Raw genomic sequence first — 19,765 nt, 5'->3', positions numbered from 1 at the left:
TGCGGGCTCCCCGTGGTTTTTTCTGGTTCGTTAGCTCCCGTGACGCAGACTAAAACAGCGCGGCCCAAGGATTTCAACCGAGATTTCCCAATCCCGTGAAAGCGGTGTGCGGCCTCGCCGCTTCGGTCATAAAACCGTCAGAATGCGTCAAATCGCAGGTGATGTGCGACCAGTTCGCACATGCAGCGCGATCAATTTGGCAGCGCCGCAAAAACCGTCCCACCGGGGGGCCATAGGCCTTTTGGACAGGTGCCCCCGCCCAGACCACCCCGGCCAGTGCCGGAATCGCCCGAATCAGTGTCGCTTTTGCCGCCAGATCCAGTGCAGCGATTCCCATGGGGCCAGGCCAGAAACTCTCGACCCAGAGGCCTTCGACCTGGATCAGCGCATGGCGGGGCAGCAGCAGATGGAGGTAAAGCACCCCCGCCGGATGGCGCGTGACGCCATTGAGCACCCGCGCGCCACCCCATCCCGTCGCGGCCAGATGCCCGGCGCGCGCCAGAACGCCGCCCGGAACCGCGATGCCATGCTGCGGCGACAGCCGCACCGGCGCGGCATTGCCCAACCGCCCCGCCTTGATCTCGACCGGGCGCAGCTTCGAATCGGCGGCCAGCTCCGGCCCGGTCACCCGGCGCGTGCCGATCCAGAGCACCGGCATGGGCGGCCCCTCGCGCACCGTGACCAGATCGCCCGGGCGCAGATCCTCGACCGGGACCGGGCCGCGCGGCGTGGCGATGCGGCTGCCCGCGACAAGACAGGGCACGCCCATCGCATGCAGCATGCCGGGGCTTTGCACCGTCGCAGGCGCAATGCCCAGAAGCGTCACCGCCGTGCCATCCGGGAAGGTCAGCAAGGCATTGCCAAGCCCGTCGTCGGTCACCGACACGTCCCAGACGTTGATCGGATTGCTGGAACCGTCATGCAGCCCCGCGACATTGAGCTGATCGGTCGTCAGCGCCCCGTTCGGCGAGACGTCGAAATCGGTGATGAAGTCATGGCCCGCGCCATCGGCCATGATGATCGTGTCGAGGCCAAGCCCGGTGGTGATGCGGTCATCCCCCGTCCCGCCGGTGATGCGGTCGCCCCCTGCCCCCTCCGCGATCGTGTCATTGCCCGCGCCACCATCGACCGTATCGGCGCCAGCGTCGGTCGAGCCGGTGATCAGATCGGCGCCATCGCCCCCCGCGATCCAGTTCGCGCCCGCTCCGGCCACGATCGTGTCGTCGCCCGCGCCGCCCCAGATCGAGTCGTTGCCCGCCCCGGCATCGATGGAATCGTTCGCAGCGCCCGCATCGATGAAATCATCGCCATTTCCGGCCGCGATCGTGTCGTTGCCGTCGCCCGCCTGCACCGTATCGGCGCCGTCGCCCGCTGTCAGACTGTCGGCATAGGCCGAGCCGAGGATCGTATCATTGCCCGCCCCGGCATCCAGCGTCACCCCGGTCAGCGCCACGGTGGCGTTGAAACTGTCGGCGTAATCGGAGCCGGTAAACTGCTCGATTTCCCAGAAATTGTGGGTGGCGGTGTCGCCCGCATAAGTGATCGTGCCATATTCCCAGCCCGACCATGTCACCTGCGCCGCGGCGCCATAAAGCTGCACGCGATCGGTGTCGGTGCCGCCTTCGCCGCCAAAGATCGATCCGGCCCCGGCACCGTAGTAGTAAAGGAAGGTGTCGGCATCATCGCCGCCCAGCAGCTGGTCCGACCCTGAGCCCCCCGAGATCGTGTCGTTGCCCGCCGCCCCCAAGAGCGTGTCGTTGCCGCCCTCGCCATAGATCAGGTCGTTGCCCGCGTCACCCCAGACCGAGTCGTTGTCCGCCCCCGCCCAGATCGTGTCATCGCCGGTGCCGCCATCGACCGTGTCGGCCCCCGCCCCCGCATCGATGCTGTCGTTGCCCGCCTCGCCATGCAGCTGGTCGTCGCCGCTGCCGCCCAGGATGGTGTCGGAACCCCCCCCGGTGAAGACGGTGTCATTGCCTGCACCGGCATCAACGTAATTCGTGTAGGTCTCGGCCCGGACGCCCGCCAGATCGTCGATCAGGTCGTTGCCGTCGCCCCCCGTCGCACTGTCGTTGCCGAGACCGGTGTAGATCGTGTCATCGCCGGTGCCGCCGCCGATCGTGTCATTGCCGCTGCCCCCCACAAGGCTGTCGTTGCCCGCGGCGCCATCCATCCACAGGCCCGAGCCATCGGCCGCCGCGTTGACCGTGTCGGCCTGCGCCGAGCCCTGAAACCCTTCGATATTGTCGAAGGTGATGGAGTCCGTGCCCTGCGTGGCGGTGCCGTCTTCCCAACCGGTATAGGTGACCGAGACCCCGGCCCCGACGAAATAGGTGAAGTCGAGCACATCAAGATCAATGCCGCCCGCCGTGGTGGTCGCGCCGCCGAAGACCGTGTCCGAGCCCCAGCCCGCCTCGAAATAGATGTGATCGCCATCGGCATCGCCATAGATCAGATCGTTGCCAGCATTGCCCGCCAGATGATCGGCGCCATCGCCGCCATAGATCGTGTCATTGCCGGCATCGCCGAGGATGATGTCGAGGCCCGCCCCGCCATCGATGCTGTCGTCACCATTGCCGCCGCCGATCGAATCGATGCCATTGCCGCCGAGGATGGTGTCATTGCCATCCTCGCCATAGATCGTGTCGTTGTCGTCGCCGCCCTCGACATGGTCGTTGCCCGCCCCGGCATAGATCGTGTCGTTGCCCGCGTCGCCATAGATCGTGTCGTTGTACACATAACCCGTCGAGCCGGTGTAATCGTCGATGTAATCGTCGCCGGTGCCGCCATGAACCGAATCGCCACCGGTGCCAAACTGGATCGAATCGTTGCCGGTGCCACCATCGATCGTGTCGGAGCCTGCACCGGTGTTGATCGTGTCATTGCCCGCCCCCGCCGCGATGCTGTCGTTGTAATCGCCCCCAAGGATCGTGTTGACCAGATCGGGGTCGAAGCTCATCGAGGTGAGCGTACTGTAAAGCGGGCCCGTCGATTCGTCCGGGGTGGCGCTGACCTGATAGGTGACGCCCGGCGTCAGTGCGCTTGTCGCCACCTCGCCGATGATCGTGCCGCCGATTTCCAGCGTATACATGTGCACGGTCGTGCCCGAAGGATCGGTGAAGGTCGAAGACCATTCGGCATAGACCTGCCCCGAATACAGCAGCGTGCCCGAGGCGTCATAGACATCGACATGCTGGTTCGAATCATTGCCGATCTCGTCGGCCATGAAGTTGCTGTCGCCCGACAGGTTCGCATCGTCGTCGGTGAAGACAAAGGTCCGCCGCGAGGTCGAATAGTCCCATGCCGGGTCAAGCTTGAAATGCGACCCGACAGAGAGCGTAGAGCCCCCGCCCTCGACCTGGATTTGTGATCCGTAAAAGCCCTGGACGGTCCAGGTGGTCATGTTCAGCTTGCCTCATCCCGCCCCGCTGTTGCCGCGGAGTTCCCCAAGGTGAGACTGACGTAAATTCCTCAACGCAGCCTTAACGCTTCTGAAAGAAGTAACCAGCATTTGCCGCACTCGGGCCGGGCCGAAAAAACGACGAAGCCCGGAGCTTGCGCTCCGGGCTTGCGGCCTTCAGGCCAGTGGTGCGGTTGAAAAGACTCGAACTTTCACGGGAGTTACCCCACAGCGACCTCAACGCTGCGCGTCTACCAATTCCGCCACAACCGCATGTTCTGGCTTGGTGAGGGGCGATTTAGCCGAGCCCGCGGGGAATGAAAAGCCCCATTTTGCAGGTTTCGAAAAAAGTCTTTCATCGCGGCACGAAAAAGGGGCGCAAGAGCGCCCCTTCCCGTCGTCTTTTCCGGGGCTTGGCCGGTCACGGCGCCGCGGTGGCGGTGCCCTTCGAGGGCAGCATCGAGGCCCCGCTCGAAACCAGCGAGGCCGCCGCCCCGGCAAAGCCCGCAAGCCCGCCGATCGAGGCCGATTTGGTCGAAACCGTCGCGCTCGGCGCCACCGGCGCGGGCGCAGTTTCAGCCACCACCGGCACCGGCAGCATCGGCAGCGCGTCGGCCCGGCCGTTGATCGCCAGCGCGGCTTTCTTGATCAGCGCGGCGCGGTCGGTCTGCTCGGGCAGGAACACCGGGGTCTGGCCGACGCTGAGCGCATTCAGGCCGACGTCATACCAGTCGAGCGCCAGCGCGGGATGTGCCTCAAGCCCGACGCCCGAGGCCAGATGGTGCCCGATCATCTCGGCATAGACCATGTTGCCGGTGCCGGTCAGCACCAGCGCCGAGGCCAGCGCCATTTCGGCATCATCGGTTTCATAGCCGACGCCAAGGCAGACCTTGGAGGTCGCGGCCAGCTGCGCTTCGGGCATGCCCGAGGTCTTCAGCCAGCCCTGGATCGAGGCGACCATGTCATCGCGCGGCGTCGTGGCGATCTTGGCGACCTGATCCTTGAGCGCGGCCGAGAAGCCCTTGCACTGTTCGGTGATCTGCGCCGGGGTGAAGCCCGGAATCTGCGCGGCCAGCGCCGCGCCATCGGCCTTGGCGGCCGCCGAGACGGCGCAGAACTGCTCGCCCAGCGCCTGCGCCGGATCGCTCATCGCGGCCACGGTCTGCGGCGTGCCATTCGCCCCGGATTTCGCGCCGACGGCGCTGCAATAGCTCGCCATCGTCAGTTTCGGCGGCGTCATCGCAGCGGCGAAATTCGGCATCACCGCCATCGGCGCAGGCGCCGCGGGCTGGGCCACCGTCACCGGCGCGGGCAAGGTGGGCATCATCGGCGCGGGCGCGACCGGCGCAGGCTGCGCCGCCATCGTCGTCGGCGCCCCGCCCGGTTTCACCTCGCAGGCGCCATGCGTGCAGGAGAACATCGCAGGCGTCGCCCCGGCAACCTGGAAGTCGTTGCGCTGATAGCCCTGCGGCGTCGAGGCAAAGATCTCGACCGTGCAGGCCGGACCATTGCACCAGAAGCCGGAGCCCGACACCGAGGTGTCGAGCATGTAATCGGTGCGCCCGTCATTGTTCAGATCGGTCATCGTCACGAAGCCCGCGCGCTGCATCAGCAGCATCGGATCGACGTTGGCGTTGCGGGCGATCTCGTAAACCGCCGAAGAGACATCGGGCGGCAGCCCGCCGATCGAGCCACCCGGCATCATCGCGGGCGCGGCCCCGGCGGTGGCGGTGCCCAGCGTCTGGTCGCGCTGCGCCAGCAGCACACCGCGGATGCCCTGCGGGCTGGAGGCGATGATCTGTTGCACCTGCGGCCCGCCGATCATTGCGCGATTGTAGCCGGTGACGAGGATCTGCCGCTCCATCTCGGCCAGCTGGCCGGTGGCGGGGAAGCCCAGAAGCGCCTGATATTGCGAGATCGCCGCGCGCGACTTCGGCCCGAGCGAGCCATCCGGCGTGCCGACCGGATAGCCGAAATAATTCAACGCCGTCTGCACTTCGCGATTCTGTTCGCGCTGCGCGCTCGAGACGCCGGATTTCGGTGCAACATAGCGATGGGTCGGTGCCCGGCGGTGGTTCTGATCGTTGGCAATCGCGGCCCCCAGCAGGCCGCCGACGATCAGCCCCCCGATCACGTCGCCGCCGTTGGCCAGAACGGGGTTGCCCGTACCGAGCCCGACTGCGCACATGACGAGCCCGGTGATGAGTTGACGACCTTTCATGACTTCCTCCAATTCGGGGCTTGGTGCCCCATGCGGCCCAATCCCGATGAGCCGAGATAAAACTGTCGTGAGTTTTCGCCCGAATCATCCTTGAGGCAAGGAATTTATTACTTTAGTTCGACACGACACCGGAGACCGACATGCCCGAATGGATCACCTCGGACACGCTTGTGCCCTATCCCGATGCCTTGGCCTTCATGGAGGCGCGGGTGGCCGCGATCTCGGCGGGCACGGCCGACGAGGCGATCTGGCTTCTGGAACATCCGCCGCTTTACACCGCAGGCACCTCGGCGCGGGCCGCCGACCTGACCGACCCGGATCGTTTCCCGGTCTTCGAGGCCGGTCGCGGCGGGCAATACACCTATCATGGCCCGGGTCAGCGCGTCGTCTATGTGATGCTGGATCTGAACAAGCGCGGCCGCGACGTGCGCTGTTTCGTGCAGGCGCTGGAAAACTGGGTGATCGGCGCGCTGGCCGAATTCAACGTGAAAGGCGAGATTCGCGACGGCCGCGTCGGCGTCTGGGTGACACGGCCCGACAAGCCGCCCATGGCGGATGGCACGATGCGCGAGGACAAGATCGCCGCGATCGGGGTGAAGCTGCGCCGCTGGGTCAGCTTTCACGGCATCTCGATCAATGTCGATCCCGACCTGAGCCATTTCTCCGGCATCGTGCCCTGTGGCATCCGCGAGCATGGCGTGACCTCGCTGGTCGATCTGGGCTTGCCGGTCACCATGGCCGATCTCGACCTGGCGTTGAAACACCGTTTCGAGACGGATTTTTCGCCGCAGTGCGGGCGCTGAAATCCCGACAAAAGAATGCATTAGCTTCATCTGGCATTCACTTTGCGCACGGAATCTTGCCCGGCACATCGTCGAATTGGAACAAAGTGATATGCGCGACCTTTTGCCTTGTGGTAAAGCGTCGGATGGGTAAGGAATCTGCCCCTTGGCCCCGGCGAGAGACCGGGCAAGCAAACAGACCAAGGATACAGCGATGAAGATCAGCCTCACTGCCGCCACTGTCGCCGCGCTCGTGCTCGCCGCCCCCGCTTTCGCGGGTGACCCGGCCGCCGGCGAAAAAGAATTCAACAAGTGCAAGACCTGCCACTCGATCACCGCTCCCGATGGGACCGCGATCGTGAAAGGCGCGAAAACCGGTCCGAACCTCTACGGCGTCGTCGGCCGCACCGCTGGCACCTACCCCGAGTTCAAATACAAGGACTCGATCGTCGCGCTCGGCGCCACCGGCTTCGCCTGGACCGAAGAAGACATCGCGACCTACGTGAAAGATCCGACCGCCTTCCTGAAGGAAAAGCTGGACGACAAGAAAGCCAAGTCGCAAATGGCGTTCAAACTCGCCAAGGGCGGCGAAGACGTTGCGGCCTACCTCGCTTCGGTCGTGAAATAAGATCCGGCTTCTGCTGGTTCCGGGCCCGGTCGGTTCTCCGACCGGGCCTTTTCATTTGGCACGACGCGCGCGCCGGGCTAGGCTGACCGACCCCCCGGAGGCCCCGATGCAGCTGCGTTATGTGATCCTCTACGTTCCCGACGTCCCCGCCACGATGGACTTCTACGCCCGCGCCTTCGGGCTGGAGCGCGCCGTCCTGCACGAAAGCGGCAGCTTTGGCGAAATGGTCACCGGAGCGACGAAGCTCTGTTTCAGCGCGATTGCGCTGATGGAGGCGATCGGCAAGCAGGTGGCAAAGACGCCGCCCGCCCTGCCCTCGTTCGAGCTGGCCTTCGAAACCGAGGACGTGGCCGCGGCGCTCGCCCGCGCCCTTGCGGCCGGGGCAACGCTGGTTCAGGGCGTCGAAGAAATGGACTGGGGCCAGACCACCGCTTACGTCCGCGCGCCAGAGGGCACGCTGGTCGAGATCTGCACCCCCGTCACCGGCTGAGCCCGGCAGCCCGGTCAGCTTGGCCCCAAATATCCCGCGCGGACCGAGGGCTGCGCCCCGCCGCCCGGCTGAGCCATGCCAAAGTATTGATTTTCAACAACATCTTATTCCTCCCCGCAGGCCTTGACCAAAACCGCCCCTCCCCGTAGGTTCGGCCGAATTTTGCCCCGGAGAGTCGCGCCATGCCCATGAGCCCCCAGTCGTCGGAAAAACCCACCGCGCTCATCGCCACCGCAGACGGACAACTCTTCTACGGCCGCGGCTTCGGGGCCACCGGCGAAACCGTCGCCGAGCTTGTCTTCAACACCGCGATGACCGGCTATCAGGAAATCATGACCGACCCGAGCTACGCCGGTCAGGTCGTCACCTTCACCTTCCCCCATGTCGGCAACGTCGGCGTCACCCCCGAGGATGACGAGACCGGCGATCCCGTCGCCGCGGGTCTGGTGGTGAAATGGGACCCGACCGAGCCCTCGAACTGGCGGTCGGTGGAAAATCTGGTCGGTTGGCTGGAGAAACGCGGCCGGATCGGCGTCGGCGGCATCGACACCCGTCGCCTGACCCGCGCGATCCGGCAACAGGGCGCGCCGCATGTGGCGATCGCCCACAACCCCGATGGTGTCTTCGACATCGAAGCGCTGGTGAAAAAGGCGCGCGACTGGAAGGGCCTCGTCGGCCTTGATCTCGCGAAAGACGTCACCTGCGCGCAAAGCTACACCTGGGACGAGCAACGCTGGTCCTGGCCCGAAGGCTACACCCGCCGCGAGGGTCCGGGCTTCAAGGTCGTCGCCATCGATTACGGTGCCAAGCGCAACATCCTGCGCTGCCTCGCCTCGGCGGGCTGCGACGTGACGGTTCTGCCCGCCACCGCCACCGCCGAAGAGGTGCTGGCGCTGAACCCCGAAGGCGTGTTCCTGTCGAACGGTCCGGGGGATCCGGCCGCGACGGGCGCCTATGCGGTGCCGATGATCCAGGGCGTGCTGAAGACCGACCTGCCGCTGTTCGGGATCTGCCTGGGTCACCAGATGCTGGCGCTGGCGCTTGGCGCGAAGACGATCAAGATGAACCACGGCCACCACGGCGCGAACCATCCGGTCAAGGACATGACCACCGGCAAGGTCGAGATCACCTCGATGAACCACGGCTTCGCCGTCGATGCGCAGACCCTGCCCGCAGGCGTGCAAGAGACGCATGTCAGCCTGTTCGACGGCTCGAACTGCGGCATCGCGGTCGAGAATCGCCCCGTGTTTTCGGTGCAATACCACCCCGAAGCCAGCCCCGGCCCGCAGGACAGCCTTTACCTTTTCGAGCGGTTTGCCGCCGCCATGGCCGCGCGTCGCGCGGCCTGATCGAAGTTATCCACAGATGTTCTCCACCTGTTCCAGCCGCCCCTTGGGCGGCCGAAAAAATGACTCGCGGAATCCGCATTCCGGAAAGCTTTGTTTAACCTCACATTAACTACGAAGGCGAAATTGTGGCCCCAGCAAATCTGCGCGGGGGCGAGATGCAACAGTCTGCTCAACTCAAGATGACATCCGTAGAGGTTGTGGAACGGCCAGCGGTCGTCGCAACGATTTCGCCCGCCCCGGTGGCGGCACAGGCCGCCGCGATCCTCGCGAAACCTGCGCTCGACAAACCTCCGTTCAAACGCCCGGCCCGGTCCGTGACGGCCGATCCGCAGCGCAGTGTTCGCCCCGGGCGGGACCGCGTGCCGCTTGGTCAGATCCTGCTCGAGATGGGCGCGGTGCAACCGGGCGACATGCTCAAGGCGCTTGCACTGCGCCAGCGCCAGGACGTGCGGCTCGGCGATATCCTTCTGACGCATGGCTGGGTGAGCGAGACCGATCTGATGGCGGCGCTGGCAAAGCAGTCGCAGGCGGCGGTGATCGATCTTGTGGCCGAGCCGCCGGACCCCCGGCTGATTGACACGCTCGGCCCCGAACTTTGCCTCAAGGAAGCGATGGTGCCCTGGCGGCGCATCGGCGGCATCACCCTGATCGCCACTGCCCGGCCCGAACAATTCACCCGTCTGAACGCGCAACTGCCGCCCGAGTTCGGCCCCTACCGGATGGCTCTGGCGCCAGAGCGCGACGTGCATGCGGCCCTGCTCGCGCGGCGCCAGACCGCCCTGATCCGCCGTGCCGAAATCAAGGTCGATCCCGCGGAGTCCTGCCGAACCCACAACGAACGGCTTGCCTCACGCCTTGTTCTGGCCACCACCGCGCTTGCCGTCGTCGGGTTGGTTGTCGCCCCCGAAGTCGTCTTCGCGCTGCTCTTTCTCTGGGCGATGGTGACGCTTTACGCCACGATGGGGCTCAAGCTGATCGCCTGGATCGCCGAGATCCGCGGCCGGGGGCAGGACCATCAGGCCGCGATCAAGGCGGCCACGACCCCGCATCCGCAGCATCGGCTGCCGCTGATCTCGATCATGGTGCCCCTGCACAAGGAGCGCGACATCGCCCCGCGGCTCGTCGCGCGCCTGTCCCGGCTGAACTGGCCGCGTGAATTGCTCGATATCCTGCTGGTGGTCGAGGAGACCGACCGCACCACCCGCGAGGCATTGCACGGCGCCGACTTGCCGCGCTGGATCCGCGTCGTGACCGTTCCTGCCGGGCCGATCCAGACGAAACCGCGGGCGCTGAACTATGCGCTGAACTTCTGCCGCGGCTCGGTGATCGGGGTCTATGACGCCGAGGACATGCCCGAGCCCGACCAACTGCACATCGTCGCCCGCCGCTTCGCCGACGCGGGCCCCGAGGTCGCCTGCCTTCAGGGCATTCTCGATTACTACAATCCGCGCACGAATTGGCTCGCGCGCTGCTTCACCATCGAATATGCGGCCTGGTTTCGCGCCATGCTGCCCGGTCTGGCCCGGCTCGGCCTTGTCGTCCCGCTGGGTGGAACCACGCTCTTTTTCCGCCGCGGCCCGCTCGAGGAGCTGGGCGGCTGGGATGCGCATAACGTGACCGAAGATGCCGATCTGGGCATTCGTCTGGCGCGCTATGGCTACCGCACCGAGCTGATCCCCGCCGTCACGCATGAGGAAGCAAATTGCCGCCCCCTGCCCTGGATCAAGCAGCGCTCGCGCTGGCTCAAGGGCTATGCGATGACCTGGGCCGTGCACATGCGCAACCCGGCGCAGCTTTGGCACGATCTTGGCCCGAAGCGCTTCTTCGGCCTGCAGATCCTGATCCTGGGGGCGCTGTCGCAATACCTCCTCGCGCCGCTCTTGTGGTCGTGCTGGCTGATCCTGTTCGGGGTCTGGCATCCGATCGAAGCGATCCTGTCGCGCGGAATGGAGACCTGGCTTCTGTTCACCTTCGTGCTGACCGAACTGATCAACATCACCGTCGGCGCCTGGGCCGTGCGCGGCAAGGACCACCGCCACCTGATCCCCTGGGTGCCGACGCTGAACTTCTACTTTCCGCTGGGGGCGCTCGCGGGCTGGAAGGCGATCTACGAGGTGATCAGCCGCCCGTTCTACTGGGACAAGACCGTGCATGGCGTCTTCGACGCCGAGCATCACATCTCGGCACCGGCGCTGCGCTCGGATCTTGTTGCCGAAATCGTCGCCGCCATGCCCGGCGTCGAAGTCGCTGAGCGCACGCCGCTCGCGCCGCTGATCGATTGAGAAAGACCGTCCTGCGCCCCCACGGAGCGGCAAGGATCAGGGATGCTCGGTCCGCGCCTCGGCATCCAGCTTCAGCCGGGTCTCGAAGGCCTGCGAAATGTGATGACGCAGCGCCGAGGCGGCCGCCTCGGCATCGCCCGCGCCGATCGCATCGACGATCGCCTGATGCTCGTCGAGCGCCATCGACCCCCGGCCCTCGGCCGCAAGCGAGGTCGTCGCCAGAAGCGCCATCGAGCGGTGCACAAGGTCGAGCTGCTGCACCAGATACCGGTTGTGCGAGGCCAGATGCAGCTGCCGGTGAAAGCGCTTGTTCGCCCGCGACAGCGCAATCGGATCATCCTGTTGCGCCCGGTCGCTGTCGATCATGTCCTGCAACACCCGGATTTCCTCGGGTGCGGCATGTTTCGCCGCCAGCCGCGCCGCCAGCGCCTCGAGTTCGGCGCGCACGACATAAAGCTCGGCCAGCTGGTTGTGATCGAGCGAGGCCACGATCAGCGAACGCCCGTCGCGCGCCAGCATCGCCTGGGTCTCGAGCCGCTGCATCGCCTCGCGCACCGGCGTGCGCGACACGCCGAAACGCTCCGCCAGCTCGGATTCCACAAGCCGATCGCCCGGCCGGTAAAGCCCGGCATCGATCGCCTCGAGAATGAGCGTATAGGCGTCCTTCTGCATCGAACTTCCGACCTTTCCCGTCACCTTCCCATTGTATGCCGCAGTATGCGGAATCGGGATATCGGGCACATTAGGCGCAGGTGTGCGCCGTGACAAGCCGCCACAGTTGCAAATCCGACGCCTTGCACTACCTCACCGACCTCTCTAGCCTGAGCCCATGCCCGCTTCCGCCTTTTCCCACGTCTGTCACTGGGTCTTCGACCTCGACCACACGCTCTATCCGCCCTCGGCGCGGCTCTTCGATCAGATCGAAGTGCGGATGACGGCCTATGTGATGCGCGCGCTCGACATCGGGCGGGACGAGGCCGATCACCTGCGCGATCACTACTGGCGCAGCCACGGCACGACGCTTGCCGGGCTGATGCAGGTGCATGGCGTCGATCCGACGCCCTATCTGGAAGACGTGCATGACATCGACTTTTCGGTGCTGACGCCCGATCCCGCGCTGCGCGCCGCCATCGCCGATCTGCCCGGCCACAAGATCGTCTTCACCAACGGCTCCGCCCCCTATGCGGAAAAGGTGCTGGCAGCCCGCGGGCTTAGCGGGCTTTTCGACGGCATCTTCGGGGTCGAGCACGCGGACTATCACCCCAAACCCGCTGCCCGCGCCTTTGCCACGATCTTCGGCCTTGCGGGCGTCGATCCCATCCGCGCCGCGATGTTCGAGGATGACCCGCGCAATCTGGCCGTACCCCATGCGCTTGGCATGCGCACCGTGCATGTGGCGCCCCAGCCCGAGCACGCGCCCCATATCCAGCATCACACAAACGACCTGCCGCGCTTCCTGCGCAGCCTGCGCGCGGCCCGGCATCGCTAGGCCAACCTGTCCCGCTTCCGAAACAGACGGGGTTAAAATAATTCTAACCTTTTATGGCGCGACAACTTGACGCGAATCTCTGCCTCGGCATACAAGCGTATGCAGAATTGGCCATCTTGGGAGATGGCTCTGGGAGACAGCAGAATGACCATGACCACTGCCGCCGGCGCTTTCTCGGGTTCCGATCACGGGCACACCGAGAAAAAGGATTACACCCTCGCCATGTATCTGATCGCGGCGGTGGTGATCGGGATCATCGCCTTCGCGGTGGCCACGATGGGTCTGGGCGGGCTGATCCTTTTCGGCGTCGGCGCGACCTGGTTCATGCTGGCGCTTCTCGTCGTGATGACCGCGGGTGGCTGAGCCCCTCCAACTCGCACCGCACCAAGGCCCGGGTCGCAGCCCGGGCCTTTTTGTCTCAGCGACCTTTTGCTGGCTCGTTTTTTGCTTGCATTGAGCAGATTTTCCCGGGGTTCGACTCGCAACCGCCCTTCCCCGGCGAAAGGAACCTTCATGACCACGACGCAATCGTCCAACGACAGCAATACCGCCCTCACCCTCTATCTGATCGCCTTCGCGATCTTTGCGGTGATCGTCGCCTCCTACATGATCGCGGGCCTCGGCGGCCTGATCACCTGCTTTGTCGGCCTGACCGCCGTCGTGATGGTGATGATGGCGGTCACCGCGCGGAACTGACGACCGACCCGGGGCCGGGTTTCCCGCGGCCCCGGCATGCCCCCCCCCGCCGCTGCGGCGAAATGCGATCTGGCCGATCCGGCCCGCGCCATGGCCTTCTTCCCCCGACATTCCGTCACAGCTGAGCAATCGGAAGGGATCGACCATGAGCACTGCGAACCCGACGTCCAATGTGGGGGCGACGCTTCTTATGTTTCTCATTGCGGCGCTGTTCATCGGCGGCGCGGCTGCGGGCTTCGTGCTTGGCGGCCTTGGCGGCGTGATCCTCTGGTTCGTCGTGATGACCTTCCTGATGCTCGGGATGCTCGTCGTCATCTCGATGGCCTGACGGATTTGGCTGCGGACGGTTGAAACCGGCCCCGGTTGTGCCATCTTGAGGGCAGACCTCAGGGGAGTGAGCCATGACCGAGACCGCCGCACCGCGTCTTTCGACCGATATCCTGATTTCCGGCGGCGGCGTCGCAGGCCTTGTCGCCGCGGCGGCCTTTGGCTCGGCCGGGTTCACGACGATCTGCGTCGACCCCGAGCCGCCGGTGACCGCCGAAAGCGACGCGCGCGCCGACATGCGCACGACCGCTTTCCTGCATCCCTCGCGCGCGGTGCTGGAACGCGCCGGGCTCTGGGCACGGCTTGCCCCGCATGCGGCGGCGCTGCAGGTGATGCGGATCATCGACGCCGGCGGCGCCCGCCCCGAAGCACGGATCGTGCGCGATTTCGATGCGGCCGATATCTCCGACGAACCCTTCGGCTGGAACTTCCCGAACTGGCTGTTGCGCCGCGAGATGGTCGCCCGTCTGGCCGAGATCCCGCTTGTCGATTTCCGCCCCGGCGTGGCAACGGTCGGACTTCTGACCCGCGAAAGCGGCGCCGAGGTGCGGCTGTCGGACGGCACGCTGGTGACCGCGAAGCTGGTGATCGGCGCCGACGGACGCAATTCCTTTGTCCGCGAGGCCTCGGGGATCGGCACGAAAACAACGCATTACGGGCAAAAGGCGCTTGTGTGCGCCGTCACCCACCCCTCGCCGCACGGCAATGTCTCGACCGAGGTGCACCGCTCGGGCGGCCCCTTCACGCTCGTCCCCCTGCCCGATCGCGACGGCAAGCCGTCGTCGGCGATCGTCTGGATGGAGCGCGGCCCGGAGGCCGAGCGTCTGGCGGCGCTTGAGCCCGCGGATTTCGAGCGCGAGATGACCGAACGCTCGACCGGGCTGCTGGGTCCGCTGACGCTCGTCACCCGACGCGCGCTCTGGCCGATGATCACCCAGATCGCCTGCACGTTCACCGGCGAACGCGTCGCGCTGATCGCCGAGGCCGCGCATGTGATCCCGCCGATCGGCGCGCAGGGGCTGAACATGAGCCTTGCCGATCTGCGTTGCCTGCTCGATCTGGCGGAAAAGGACCCGGCGCATCTGGGCAGTCCGGCAATGCTGACCGCTTACAACCGCCGCCGCTGGCCCGAGGTGAAGGCGCGCGAGGTCGGCATCGATCTTCTGAACCGCGCCTCGATGGTGGAACCGCGGCCGCTGCGCGATCTGCGCGCCGCGGCGCTCGGCGCGCTTTACGCGCTCAAACCGGTGCGCAAGACGCTGATGCGGGCGGGATTGGGGATGCGCTGAGGCGGTTGCGGGCCTGCGGCCCGCCCCGGACAGGGGGGCGCTGCCCCCCTCTTGGCCTTCGGCCAATTCACCCCCCGAGATATTTGGCGCAAGGTGAAAGAATGGACTTTCATCTTGCCTTAAATATCTCGGGGGTGAGGCGAAGCCGAGGGGGCAGAGCCCCCTTTCTCAGACGCTGACAACCGCGCGCAAGGCGTCACGGGAAAGGCTGTCCTTCGTGCCCTCCATCGCGACCGCCCCACGCTTGAGGACGTAAAAGCGATCGCCCAGGTCATGCGCGAAGTCGAAATACTGCTCGACCAAAATGATCGCCATCCCCTTGGTATCGCGCAGATATTTGATCACCCGGCCGATCTGCTGGATGATGTTGGGCTGAATGCCCTCGGTCGGCTCATCAAGCAGCAGCAGCTTTGGCTTCATCAGCATCGCCCGCGCGATGGCGAGTTGCTGTTGCTGCCCGCCCGACAGATCGCCACCGCGGCGATTGAGGAACTCTTTCAGGATCGGAAACAACTCGTAGATTTCATCGGGGATGAACCGCTCGGCCCGCGGCAGCACGGCAAAAGCGGTTTCCATGTTTTCCCGCACCGTCAGCAGCGGAAAGATCATCCGCCCTTGCGGCACATAAGCGAGCCCCCGCCGCGCCATCGCCTGCGGCGCGACGCGGCCGACCGCTTCCCCATCGAGCACCAGCCCCCCGCCCGAGCGCGGATGCGTGCCCGCAATCGCCTTCAAAAGCGAGGTCTTGCCAACCCCGTTCGTGCCCATGATGCAGGTGACCTCGCCCGCGCGGGCCGCGATATCGACGCCATGCAGGATCTGCGAGCCGCCGTAATGCAGCGTAAGTGCCTCTGTTTTCAGCATGTTCAGCGCCCCAGATAAACTTCGATGACCTGCTGGTTCGCCGTCACATGATCGAGCGAGCCTTCGGCCAGAACCGAGCCCTCGTGCAGCACGGTGACCTTGCAATTCAGCCTGCGCACGAACTCCATGTCATGCTCGACCACCACCACGGCATGGGTCTTCGCCAGCTCGACCAGCAGCGCGGTTGTCTGTTCGCGTTCGGCCAAGGTCATCCCCGCCGCCGGTTCGTCGACCAAGAGCAGCCGCGGCTCCTGTGCCAAGAGCATGCCGATTTCCAGCCATTGTTTCTGCCCGTGCGACAATTCTCCGGATTTGCGCGCAAGCGCTTCCCCCAGACCCACCTGCACCGCCAGCGCCTCGACCCTTGCGTGATCGGCGGCTTTCGGCTTCCAGACCAGAACCCGCCACGGGCTGCGATGCGCCTTCAGCGCCATCATCAGGTTTTCCGCCACGGTCTGATCCTCGAAGACCGTCGGGCGCTGGAACTTGCGACCCACCCCCTGCCGGGCGATCTGCGCCTCGTCGAGCTTCAGCAGGTCGATCGAGCGCTCGCCCCAAAGCACGCGGCCCTCGTCGGGCCGGGTCTTGCCGGTGACGATATCCATGAAGGTGGTTTTCCCCGCCCCGTTCGGGCCGATCACCGCGCGCAGCTCGGCCGGGCCGATGGAGAAGCTGAGGTTGTTGATCGCCCTGAACCCGTCGAAGGAGACGGAAATCCCCGAGACTTCAAGCAGTTCAGTCATTGCCGGGCCTCCTGTTCCATCAAGGCGCCGTCATCGGGGCCAAGGGGGGCACCGCGCCGCTGCGGCGGGCGCAGACCGGCCAGAAGATCGACGAGCCCGGACAGCCCCTTCGGCGCGAAAAGCGTGACCGAGACGAAGGAGAGCCCCAGAAGCACCTGCCACCAATCCACCCATTTCACCGTATAGATCGCGAGGTTCAGATCGGGCGCCCGTCCGCCGGTGAACCAGGTCGAGACCATCGAGACGAAAGCCGCGCCGATCACCGCGCCCCACAGCCGCCCCCTGCCCCCGATCGCCACCCAGACGGCGAGGTAGATCGAGGCGATGGGCGCAATCTCGGCCGGGTTGATGATCCCCGCCTGCGGGTAGTAAAGCGCCCCGGCGATGGCGGCGATCAGCGCGGTCAGGGTGAAGACGAAAAGCTTGTAGCCCTCGACCGGGTAGCCCAGAAACCGCACCCGGGCCTCGTCATCGCGGATCGCGCGCATCACCGAACCGAACTTGCCCGAGACGGTGAAAGCGCAGGCGAGATAGCCAAGGCCGAGCGCCAGCGCCGAGGCCCAGAGGAACCAGACCGAGAGCCGATCCTGCCCCGCCCAGTCAAGGCCGGGGATGTTCTGCAGCCCCGAAAGCCCGTTGTTGCCCCGCAAGCCGCTGTCGTTCTGGTAGAGATAAAGCGCCAGCGCCAGGGTCATCGCCTGCGTCAGGATCGAGAGATAAACCCCAGTCACGCGCGAGCGGAAGGCGAGCCAGCCAAAGCCGAGCGCCAGCAGACCGGGAACCAGCACGACAAGCGCCAGTTGCGCCGGAAGCGAGCCCGCGAAGGCCCAGATCGCGGGCATCTGCGACGTGCCGACCACGCCGAAGATCTGCGTTGCGATGGCGTCGTTCAGCTCCTGCGGCGTCATCGGCAGACCCGTGGCCGAGGCCAGCACGATCTCGCGGGTGCGTGCCACCATCAGCCACATGCCGATCATGTAGCCGCCCAGCCCGAAGAAGGCGAAATGGCCAAGGCTGAGAATGCCCATGTAGCCCCAGACCAGATCCATCGCCAGGGCGATCAGGCACAGACACAGCGTCTTGCCGAGCGTCTTCACCATCGAGGTCGAAATCACCTCGACCCCATAGGCGTTCGAGAGCAGCGTGACCGTCAGGGTAAAGAGCGCCAGAAGGCCAAGGAAAATCAGAACCGAAGGGTTCTTCGTCAGAAAACCGTGGGTCATGGCTCAATCTCCTGCGGCCCGGCCCTTCAGGGCGATGATGCCGCGCGGGCGGAACTGGATGAAGATGATGATGAAGAGGATCATGTAGGTCTGCGCCGCGAGCGTATTCGAGGGGTTGAGCGCCTCGATCCCCTTTTGCAGACCGCCGACGAGCGAGGCGCCCGCCAGCGTGCCCCAGATATTGCCGACGCCTCCGACGACCACGGTCATGAAGCTTTGCACGATGTAGTCGGCGCCCAGTTCGGACGTCACCTTGGCGAAGAGCCCGATGGCGACACCCGCGATCCCGGCGATGCCGGAGCCAAGCCCGAAGGTCAGCATGTTGATGCGGTCGGGGTTGATCCCCATCGAGGCCGCCATCGACGGGTTTTGCGTCACCGCGCGGACCTCGAGGCCCAGGCGGGTGCGCTTCATCACGACAAGGAACAGGCCAAGGAAGGTCAGCGCCAGTGCGAAGATCGCGATGCGGATGTAGCTGATCGAGACGATGTCGTTCAGCACCCAGGCGCCATCGAGCCATTCGGGCGCGGTCAGCGGCCGGGCCTGTGTGCCGAAGATGTTCTTGAAGAGCTGCTGCAGCGCGATCGAGATCCCGAAGGTGGCGAGCAGGGTTTCAAGCGGGCGGCGGGCCAGATGGCGGATCACCAGCCGCTCCATCGCCACCCCGGCGGCGAAGGTGACGGCAAAGGCGAGCGGCAGCGCGACGAGGATCGAGATCGTGTAATCCGAGATGAATTGCTGCACCACATAGCCGGTATAGGCGCCCATGGTGATGAACTCGCCATGCGCCATGTTGATCACCCGCATCACCCCGAAGGTGATCGCAAGGCCGATAGCGGCGAGGAAATAGATCGAGGCGAGCGAGAGCGCATCAAGCGTCAGGTCCGCCCCCTGCATCGCCGAGACCTTGAGCGACACCGCATCAAGCGCGGCTTTCGCGGCATCGGTCACGGTCGGGTCCGGCTCGGCATAGATGTCGGCGAAGCGGGTCTGCGCGACGGCGGCGCTGACCTCGGCATCGGTGGCCCCGGCAGGCACCTTGCCCGCCGCTTCCAGCGCCGCATAGGCAGCCTCGCGCTTGCCCGGATCAGCAAGCTCCGTCACAGGCACGCCGCCCACAGCGTTGTTTTCGATATGGGATTCGAGTGCGGCCCGCAGATCGGCCGAGGAGAGCCGTTTCGGCGCCAGCCCCTCGGTGACGAGCAGATCATAAGCCTCGGCCTCGGAGAAGCCGGGCTTGCCGGGGGTAAGGGTCAGCGCCACGTTTCCGCTCGGCGCCTCGTTGAAAACCTTGCGCGAGGTGGCGAGGATCGGGTTGAGCGCCGCGCGGAAATCCAGCCCCAGATCGGCGCCGAAGCCCTCGATCGCGGCCACGCGGGCTTCGGGCGTGGCGCCAAAGCGGATCGTCAGCAACCCCAGCAACCGCTCCTTCTGCGCCTTGATCGCCGGGTCGGCCTCGGTCTCGATCGAGGCCGCCAAAGGCGCCAGATGCTCGGCGGCACCGTCGCGGGCCAGTGCCGTCAGCGCGGCCAGCCGGGTCTTCGGATCGGGATCGGACAGCTGGAACTGAATGAGCGCCGAGGCGATCAGCCCCCGGACCCCGGCATTGGGCTTGATCTCGGCAATCTCCGCCTTCGCGGCCGTGCCCAGATCGGCGCCGGTCGCCGGATCGGCAAGCGCGTAGCCGTCCGCGGATTTCGTCACGCGAAAGATCGCGCCATCGGATTTGCGCGCGCCCAGTTTCTTGTCGGCCCAGGCCTGCAGGAAGTCGGGCGCGCCCGCCCCCGCCTGCCCCAGCGCCGCGATCACCGGGGCGATGGTCTGGCGCGACGGCTTGGCGATGGCACCCGCATTTTGCGCGATGACGGCGGCAAGGCCGGTCTGGACGGTGGCAACGGGAACGGGCGGGGCCGCGTCTTGGGCGGCCGCGGGCAAGGCGAGCGCAAGGCTCGTTGCGAAGGCCAGAAGAAGGCTGCGCATGA

At 65.7% G+C, this 19,765-nt stretch carries 17 protein-coding genes and 1 tRNA gene; 10 read left to right on the top strand and 8 right to left on the bottom strand.

Features of this window, described 5'->3' with window-relative positions:
* Window positions 1-73: 73 nt before the first annotated feature.
* The 3 genes from C8J30_RS11710 to C8J30_RS11700 form a co-directional block, all read right to left on the bottom strand.
* Entirely contained in the window at window positions 74-3,403 is a 3,330-nt protein-coding gene (locus C8J30_RS11710) for a Hint domain-containing protein (protein ID WP_110806028.1), read from the bottom strand.
* Window positions 3,404-3,586: 183 nt separating this feature from the next.
* Window positions 3,587-3,673, bottom strand: a tRNA-Leu gene (locus C8J30_RS11705).
* A gap of 148 nt (window positions 3,674-3,821) precedes the next feature.
* Entirely contained in the window at window positions 3,822-5,621 is a 1,800-nt protein-coding gene (locus C8J30_RS11700) for a peptidoglycan-binding domain-containing protein (protein WP_110806027.1), read from the bottom strand.
* 140 nt (window positions 5,622-5,761) lie between these two features.
* Here C8J30_RS11700 and lipB point away from each other — a divergent pair, with 140 nt between their 5' ends.
* The 5 genes from lipB (at window position 5,762) to C8J30_RS11675 (ending at window position 11,152) form a co-directional block, all read left to right on the top strand.
* The gene (lipB, locus tag C8J30_RS11695; protein WP_110806026.1) at window positions 5,762-6,424 is read left to right on the top strand and encodes a lipoyl(octanoyl) transferase LipB; all 663 of its coding nucleotides are present in this window, start codon (window positions 5,762-5,764) and stop codon (window positions 6,422-6,424) included.
* A 193-nt stretch (window positions 6,425-6,617) separates the two neighbouring features.
* Window positions 6,618-7,031: a c-type cytochrome gene (locus tag C8J30_RS11690; protein WP_110806025.1), complete on the top strand. Its 414-nt coding sequence runs from the start codon at window positions 6,618-6,620 to the stop codon at window positions 7,029-7,031.
* A gap of 106 nt (window positions 7,032-7,137) precedes the next feature.
* Window positions 7,138-7,521: a VOC family protein gene (locus tag C8J30_RS11685; protein WP_110806024.1), complete on the top strand. Its 384-nt coding sequence runs from the start codon at window positions 7,138-7,140 to the stop codon at window positions 7,519-7,521.
* A gap of 182 nt (window positions 7,522-7,703) precedes the next feature.
* Window positions 7,704-8,870 (top strand): glutamine-hydrolyzing carbamoyl-phosphate synthase small subunit, encoded by a 1,167-nt coding sequence (carA, locus tag C8J30_RS11680; protein WP_394341935.1) that lies wholly within the window; start codon window positions 7,704-7,706, stop codon window positions 8,868-8,870.
* 179 nt (window positions 8,871-9,049) lie between these two features.
* Entirely contained in the window at window positions 9,050-11,152 is a 2,103-nt protein-coding gene (locus C8J30_RS11675) for a glycosyltransferase family 2 protein (protein ID WP_181420856.1), read from the top strand.
* A gap of 36 nt (window positions 11,153-11,188) precedes the next feature.
* Here C8J30_RS11675 and C8J30_RS11670 read toward each other — a convergent pair whose 3' ends face one another.
* Window positions 11,189-11,824: a GntR family transcriptional regulator gene (locus C8J30_RS11670; protein ID WP_110806022.1), complete on the bottom strand. Its 636-nt coding sequence runs from the start codon at window positions 11,822-11,824 to the stop codon at window positions 11,189-11,191.
* A 157-nt stretch (window positions 11,825-11,981) separates the two neighbouring features.
* Here C8J30_RS11670 and C8J30_RS11665 point away from each other — a divergent pair, with 157 nt between their 5' ends.
* The 5 genes from C8J30_RS11665 to C8J30_RS11650 all read left to right on the top strand — a co-directional run bounded on the left by C8J30_RS11665 (window position 11,982) and on the right by C8J30_RS11650 (window position 14,953).
* On the top strand, window positions 11,982-12,641 hold the full coding sequence (locus C8J30_RS11665; protein WP_110806021.1) for a pyrimidine 5'-nucleotidase: 660 nt from the start codon (window positions 11,982-11,984) through the stop codon (window positions 12,639-12,641).
* A 144-nt stretch (window positions 12,642-12,785) separates the two neighbouring features.
* Entirely contained in the window at window positions 12,786-13,004 is a 219-nt protein-coding gene (locus C8J30_RS11660) for a hypothetical protein (RefSeq protein WP_110806020.1), read from the top strand.
* A gap of 150 nt (window positions 13,005-13,154) precedes the next feature.
* Entirely contained in the window at window positions 13,155-13,337 is a 183-nt protein-coding gene (locus C8J30_RS11655; protein ID WP_110806019.1) for a hypothetical protein, read from the top strand.
* 145 nt (window positions 13,338-13,482) lie between these two features.
* Window positions 13,483-13,665, top strand: a complete 183-nt coding sequence (locus C8J30_RS18325; protein WP_146227900.1) for a hypothetical protein — start codon at window positions 13,483-13,485, stop codon at window positions 13,663-13,665.
* A 73-nt stretch (window positions 13,666-13,738) separates the two neighbouring features.
* Window positions 13,739-14,953, top strand: a complete 1,215-nt coding sequence (locus C8J30_RS11650) for a UbiH/UbiF family hydroxylase (RefSeq protein WP_110806018.1) — start codon at window positions 13,739-13,741, stop codon at window positions 14,951-14,953.
* Window positions 14,954-15,121: 168 nt separating this feature from the next.
* Here the strand turns inward: C8J30_RS11650 and urtE are convergent, their stop codons facing one another.
* From urtE to urtB, 4 genes are read right to left on the bottom strand one after another with little or no spacing between them, the layout of a single operon-like run.
* On the bottom strand, window positions 15,122-15,817 hold the full coding sequence (gene urtE / locus C8J30_RS11645; RefSeq protein WP_110806017.1) for an urea ABC transporter ATP-binding subunit UrtE: 696 nt from the start codon (window positions 15,815-15,817) through the stop codon (window positions 15,122-15,124).
* A gap of 2 nt (window positions 15,818-15,819) precedes the next feature.
* On the bottom strand, window positions 15,820-16,560 hold the full coding sequence (urtD, locus tag C8J30_RS11640) for an urea ABC transporter ATP-binding protein UrtD (protein WP_110806016.1): 741 nt from the start codon (window positions 16,558-16,560) through the stop codon (window positions 15,820-15,822).
* On the bottom strand, window positions 16,557-17,783 hold the full coding sequence (gene urtC, locus C8J30_RS11635; RefSeq protein WP_110806015.1) for an urea ABC transporter permease subunit UrtC: 1,227 nt from the start codon (window positions 17,781-17,783) through the stop codon (window positions 16,557-16,559). Before urtC ends, urtD begins: the two co-directional genes overlap by 4 nt.
* Before the next feature lie 3 nt (window positions 17,784-17,786).
* Window positions 17,787-19,763: an urea ABC transporter permease subunit UrtB gene (gene urtB / locus C8J30_RS11630; protein WP_110806014.1), complete on the bottom strand. Its 1,977-nt coding sequence runs from the start codon at window positions 19,761-19,763 to the stop codon at window positions 17,787-17,789.
* Window positions 19,764-19,765: the final 2 nt, after the last annotated feature.

The sequence above is a fragment of the Rhodobacter viridis genome (assembly GCF_003217355.1).
Taxonomy (GTDB): Bacteria; Pseudomonadota; Alphaproteobacteria; order Rhodobacterales; family Rhodobacteraceae; genus Rhodobacter; species Rhodobacter viridis.
This window is presented reverse-complemented; position numbering and strand designations above follow the sequence as displayed.

Excerpts from the sequence above, each read along its gene's own strand:
- urtD (WP_110806016.1), bottom strand. The coding sequence starts at position 16,560 with ATGACTGAACTGCTTGAAGTCTCGGGGATTTCCGTCTCCTTCGACGGG.
- urtE (WP_110806017.1), bottom strand. The coding sequence starts at position 15,817 with ATGCTGAAAACAGAGGCACTTACGCTGCATTACGGCGGCTCGCAGATC.
- C8J30_RS11700 (WP_110806027.1), bottom strand. The coding sequence starts at position 5,621 with ATGAAAGGTCGTCAACTCATCACCGGGCTCGTCATGTGCGCAGTCGGG.
- C8J30_RS11665 (WP_110806021.1), top strand. The coding sequence starts at position 11,982 with ATGCCCGCTTCCGCCTTTTCCCACGTCTGTCACTGGGTCTTCGACCTC.
- C8J30_RS11675 (WP_181420856.1), top strand. The coding sequence starts at position 9,050 with ATGACATCCGTAGAGGTTGTGGAACGGCCAGCGGTCGTCGCAACGATT.
- C8J30_RS11660 (WP_110806020.1), top strand. The coding sequence starts at position 12,786 with ATGACCATGACCACTGCCGCCGGCGCTTTCTCGGGTTCCGATCACGGG.
- C8J30_RS11650 (WP_110806018.1), top strand. The coding sequence starts at position 13,739 with ATGACCGAGACCGCCGCACCGCGTCTTTCGACCGATATCCTGATTTCC.
- C8J30_RS18325 (WP_146227900.1), top strand. The coding sequence starts at position 13,483 with ATGAGCACTGCGAACCCGACGTCCAATGTGGGGGCGACGCTTCTTATG.
- lipB (WP_110806026.1), top strand. The coding sequence starts at position 5,762 with ATGCCCGAATGGATCACCTCGGACACGCTTGTGCCCTATCCCGATGCC.
- C8J30_RS11670 (WP_110806022.1), bottom strand. The coding sequence starts at position 11,824 with ATGCAGAAGGACGCCTATACGCTCATTCTCGAGGCGATCGATGCCGGG.
- C8J30_RS11690 (WP_110806025.1), top strand. The coding sequence starts at position 6,618 with ATGAAGATCAGCCTCACTGCCGCCACTGTCGCCGCGCTCGTGCTCGCC.
- C8J30_RS11710 (WP_110806028.1), bottom strand. The coding sequence starts at position 3,403 with ATGACCACCTGGACCGTCCAGGGCTTTTACGGATCACAAATCCAGGTC.
- urtC (WP_110806015.1), bottom strand. The coding sequence starts at position 17,783 with ATGACCCACGGTTTTCTGACGAAGAACCCTTCGGTTCTGATTTTCCTT.
- C8J30_RS11685 (WP_110806024.1), top strand. The coding sequence starts at position 7,138 with ATGCAGCTGCGTTATGTGATCCTCTACGTTCCCGACGTCCCCGCCACG.
- carA (WP_394341935.1), top strand. The coding sequence starts at position 7,704 with ATGCCCATGAGCCCCCAGTCGTCGGAAAAACCCACCGCGCTCATCGCC.
- C8J30_RS11655 (WP_110806019.1), top strand. The coding sequence starts at position 13,155 with ATGACCACGACGCAATCGTCCAACGACAGCAATACCGCCCTCACCCTC.
- urtB (WP_110806014.1), bottom strand. The coding sequence starts at position 19,763 with ATGCGCAGCCTTCTTCTGGCCTTCGCAACGAGCCTTGCGCTCGCCTTG.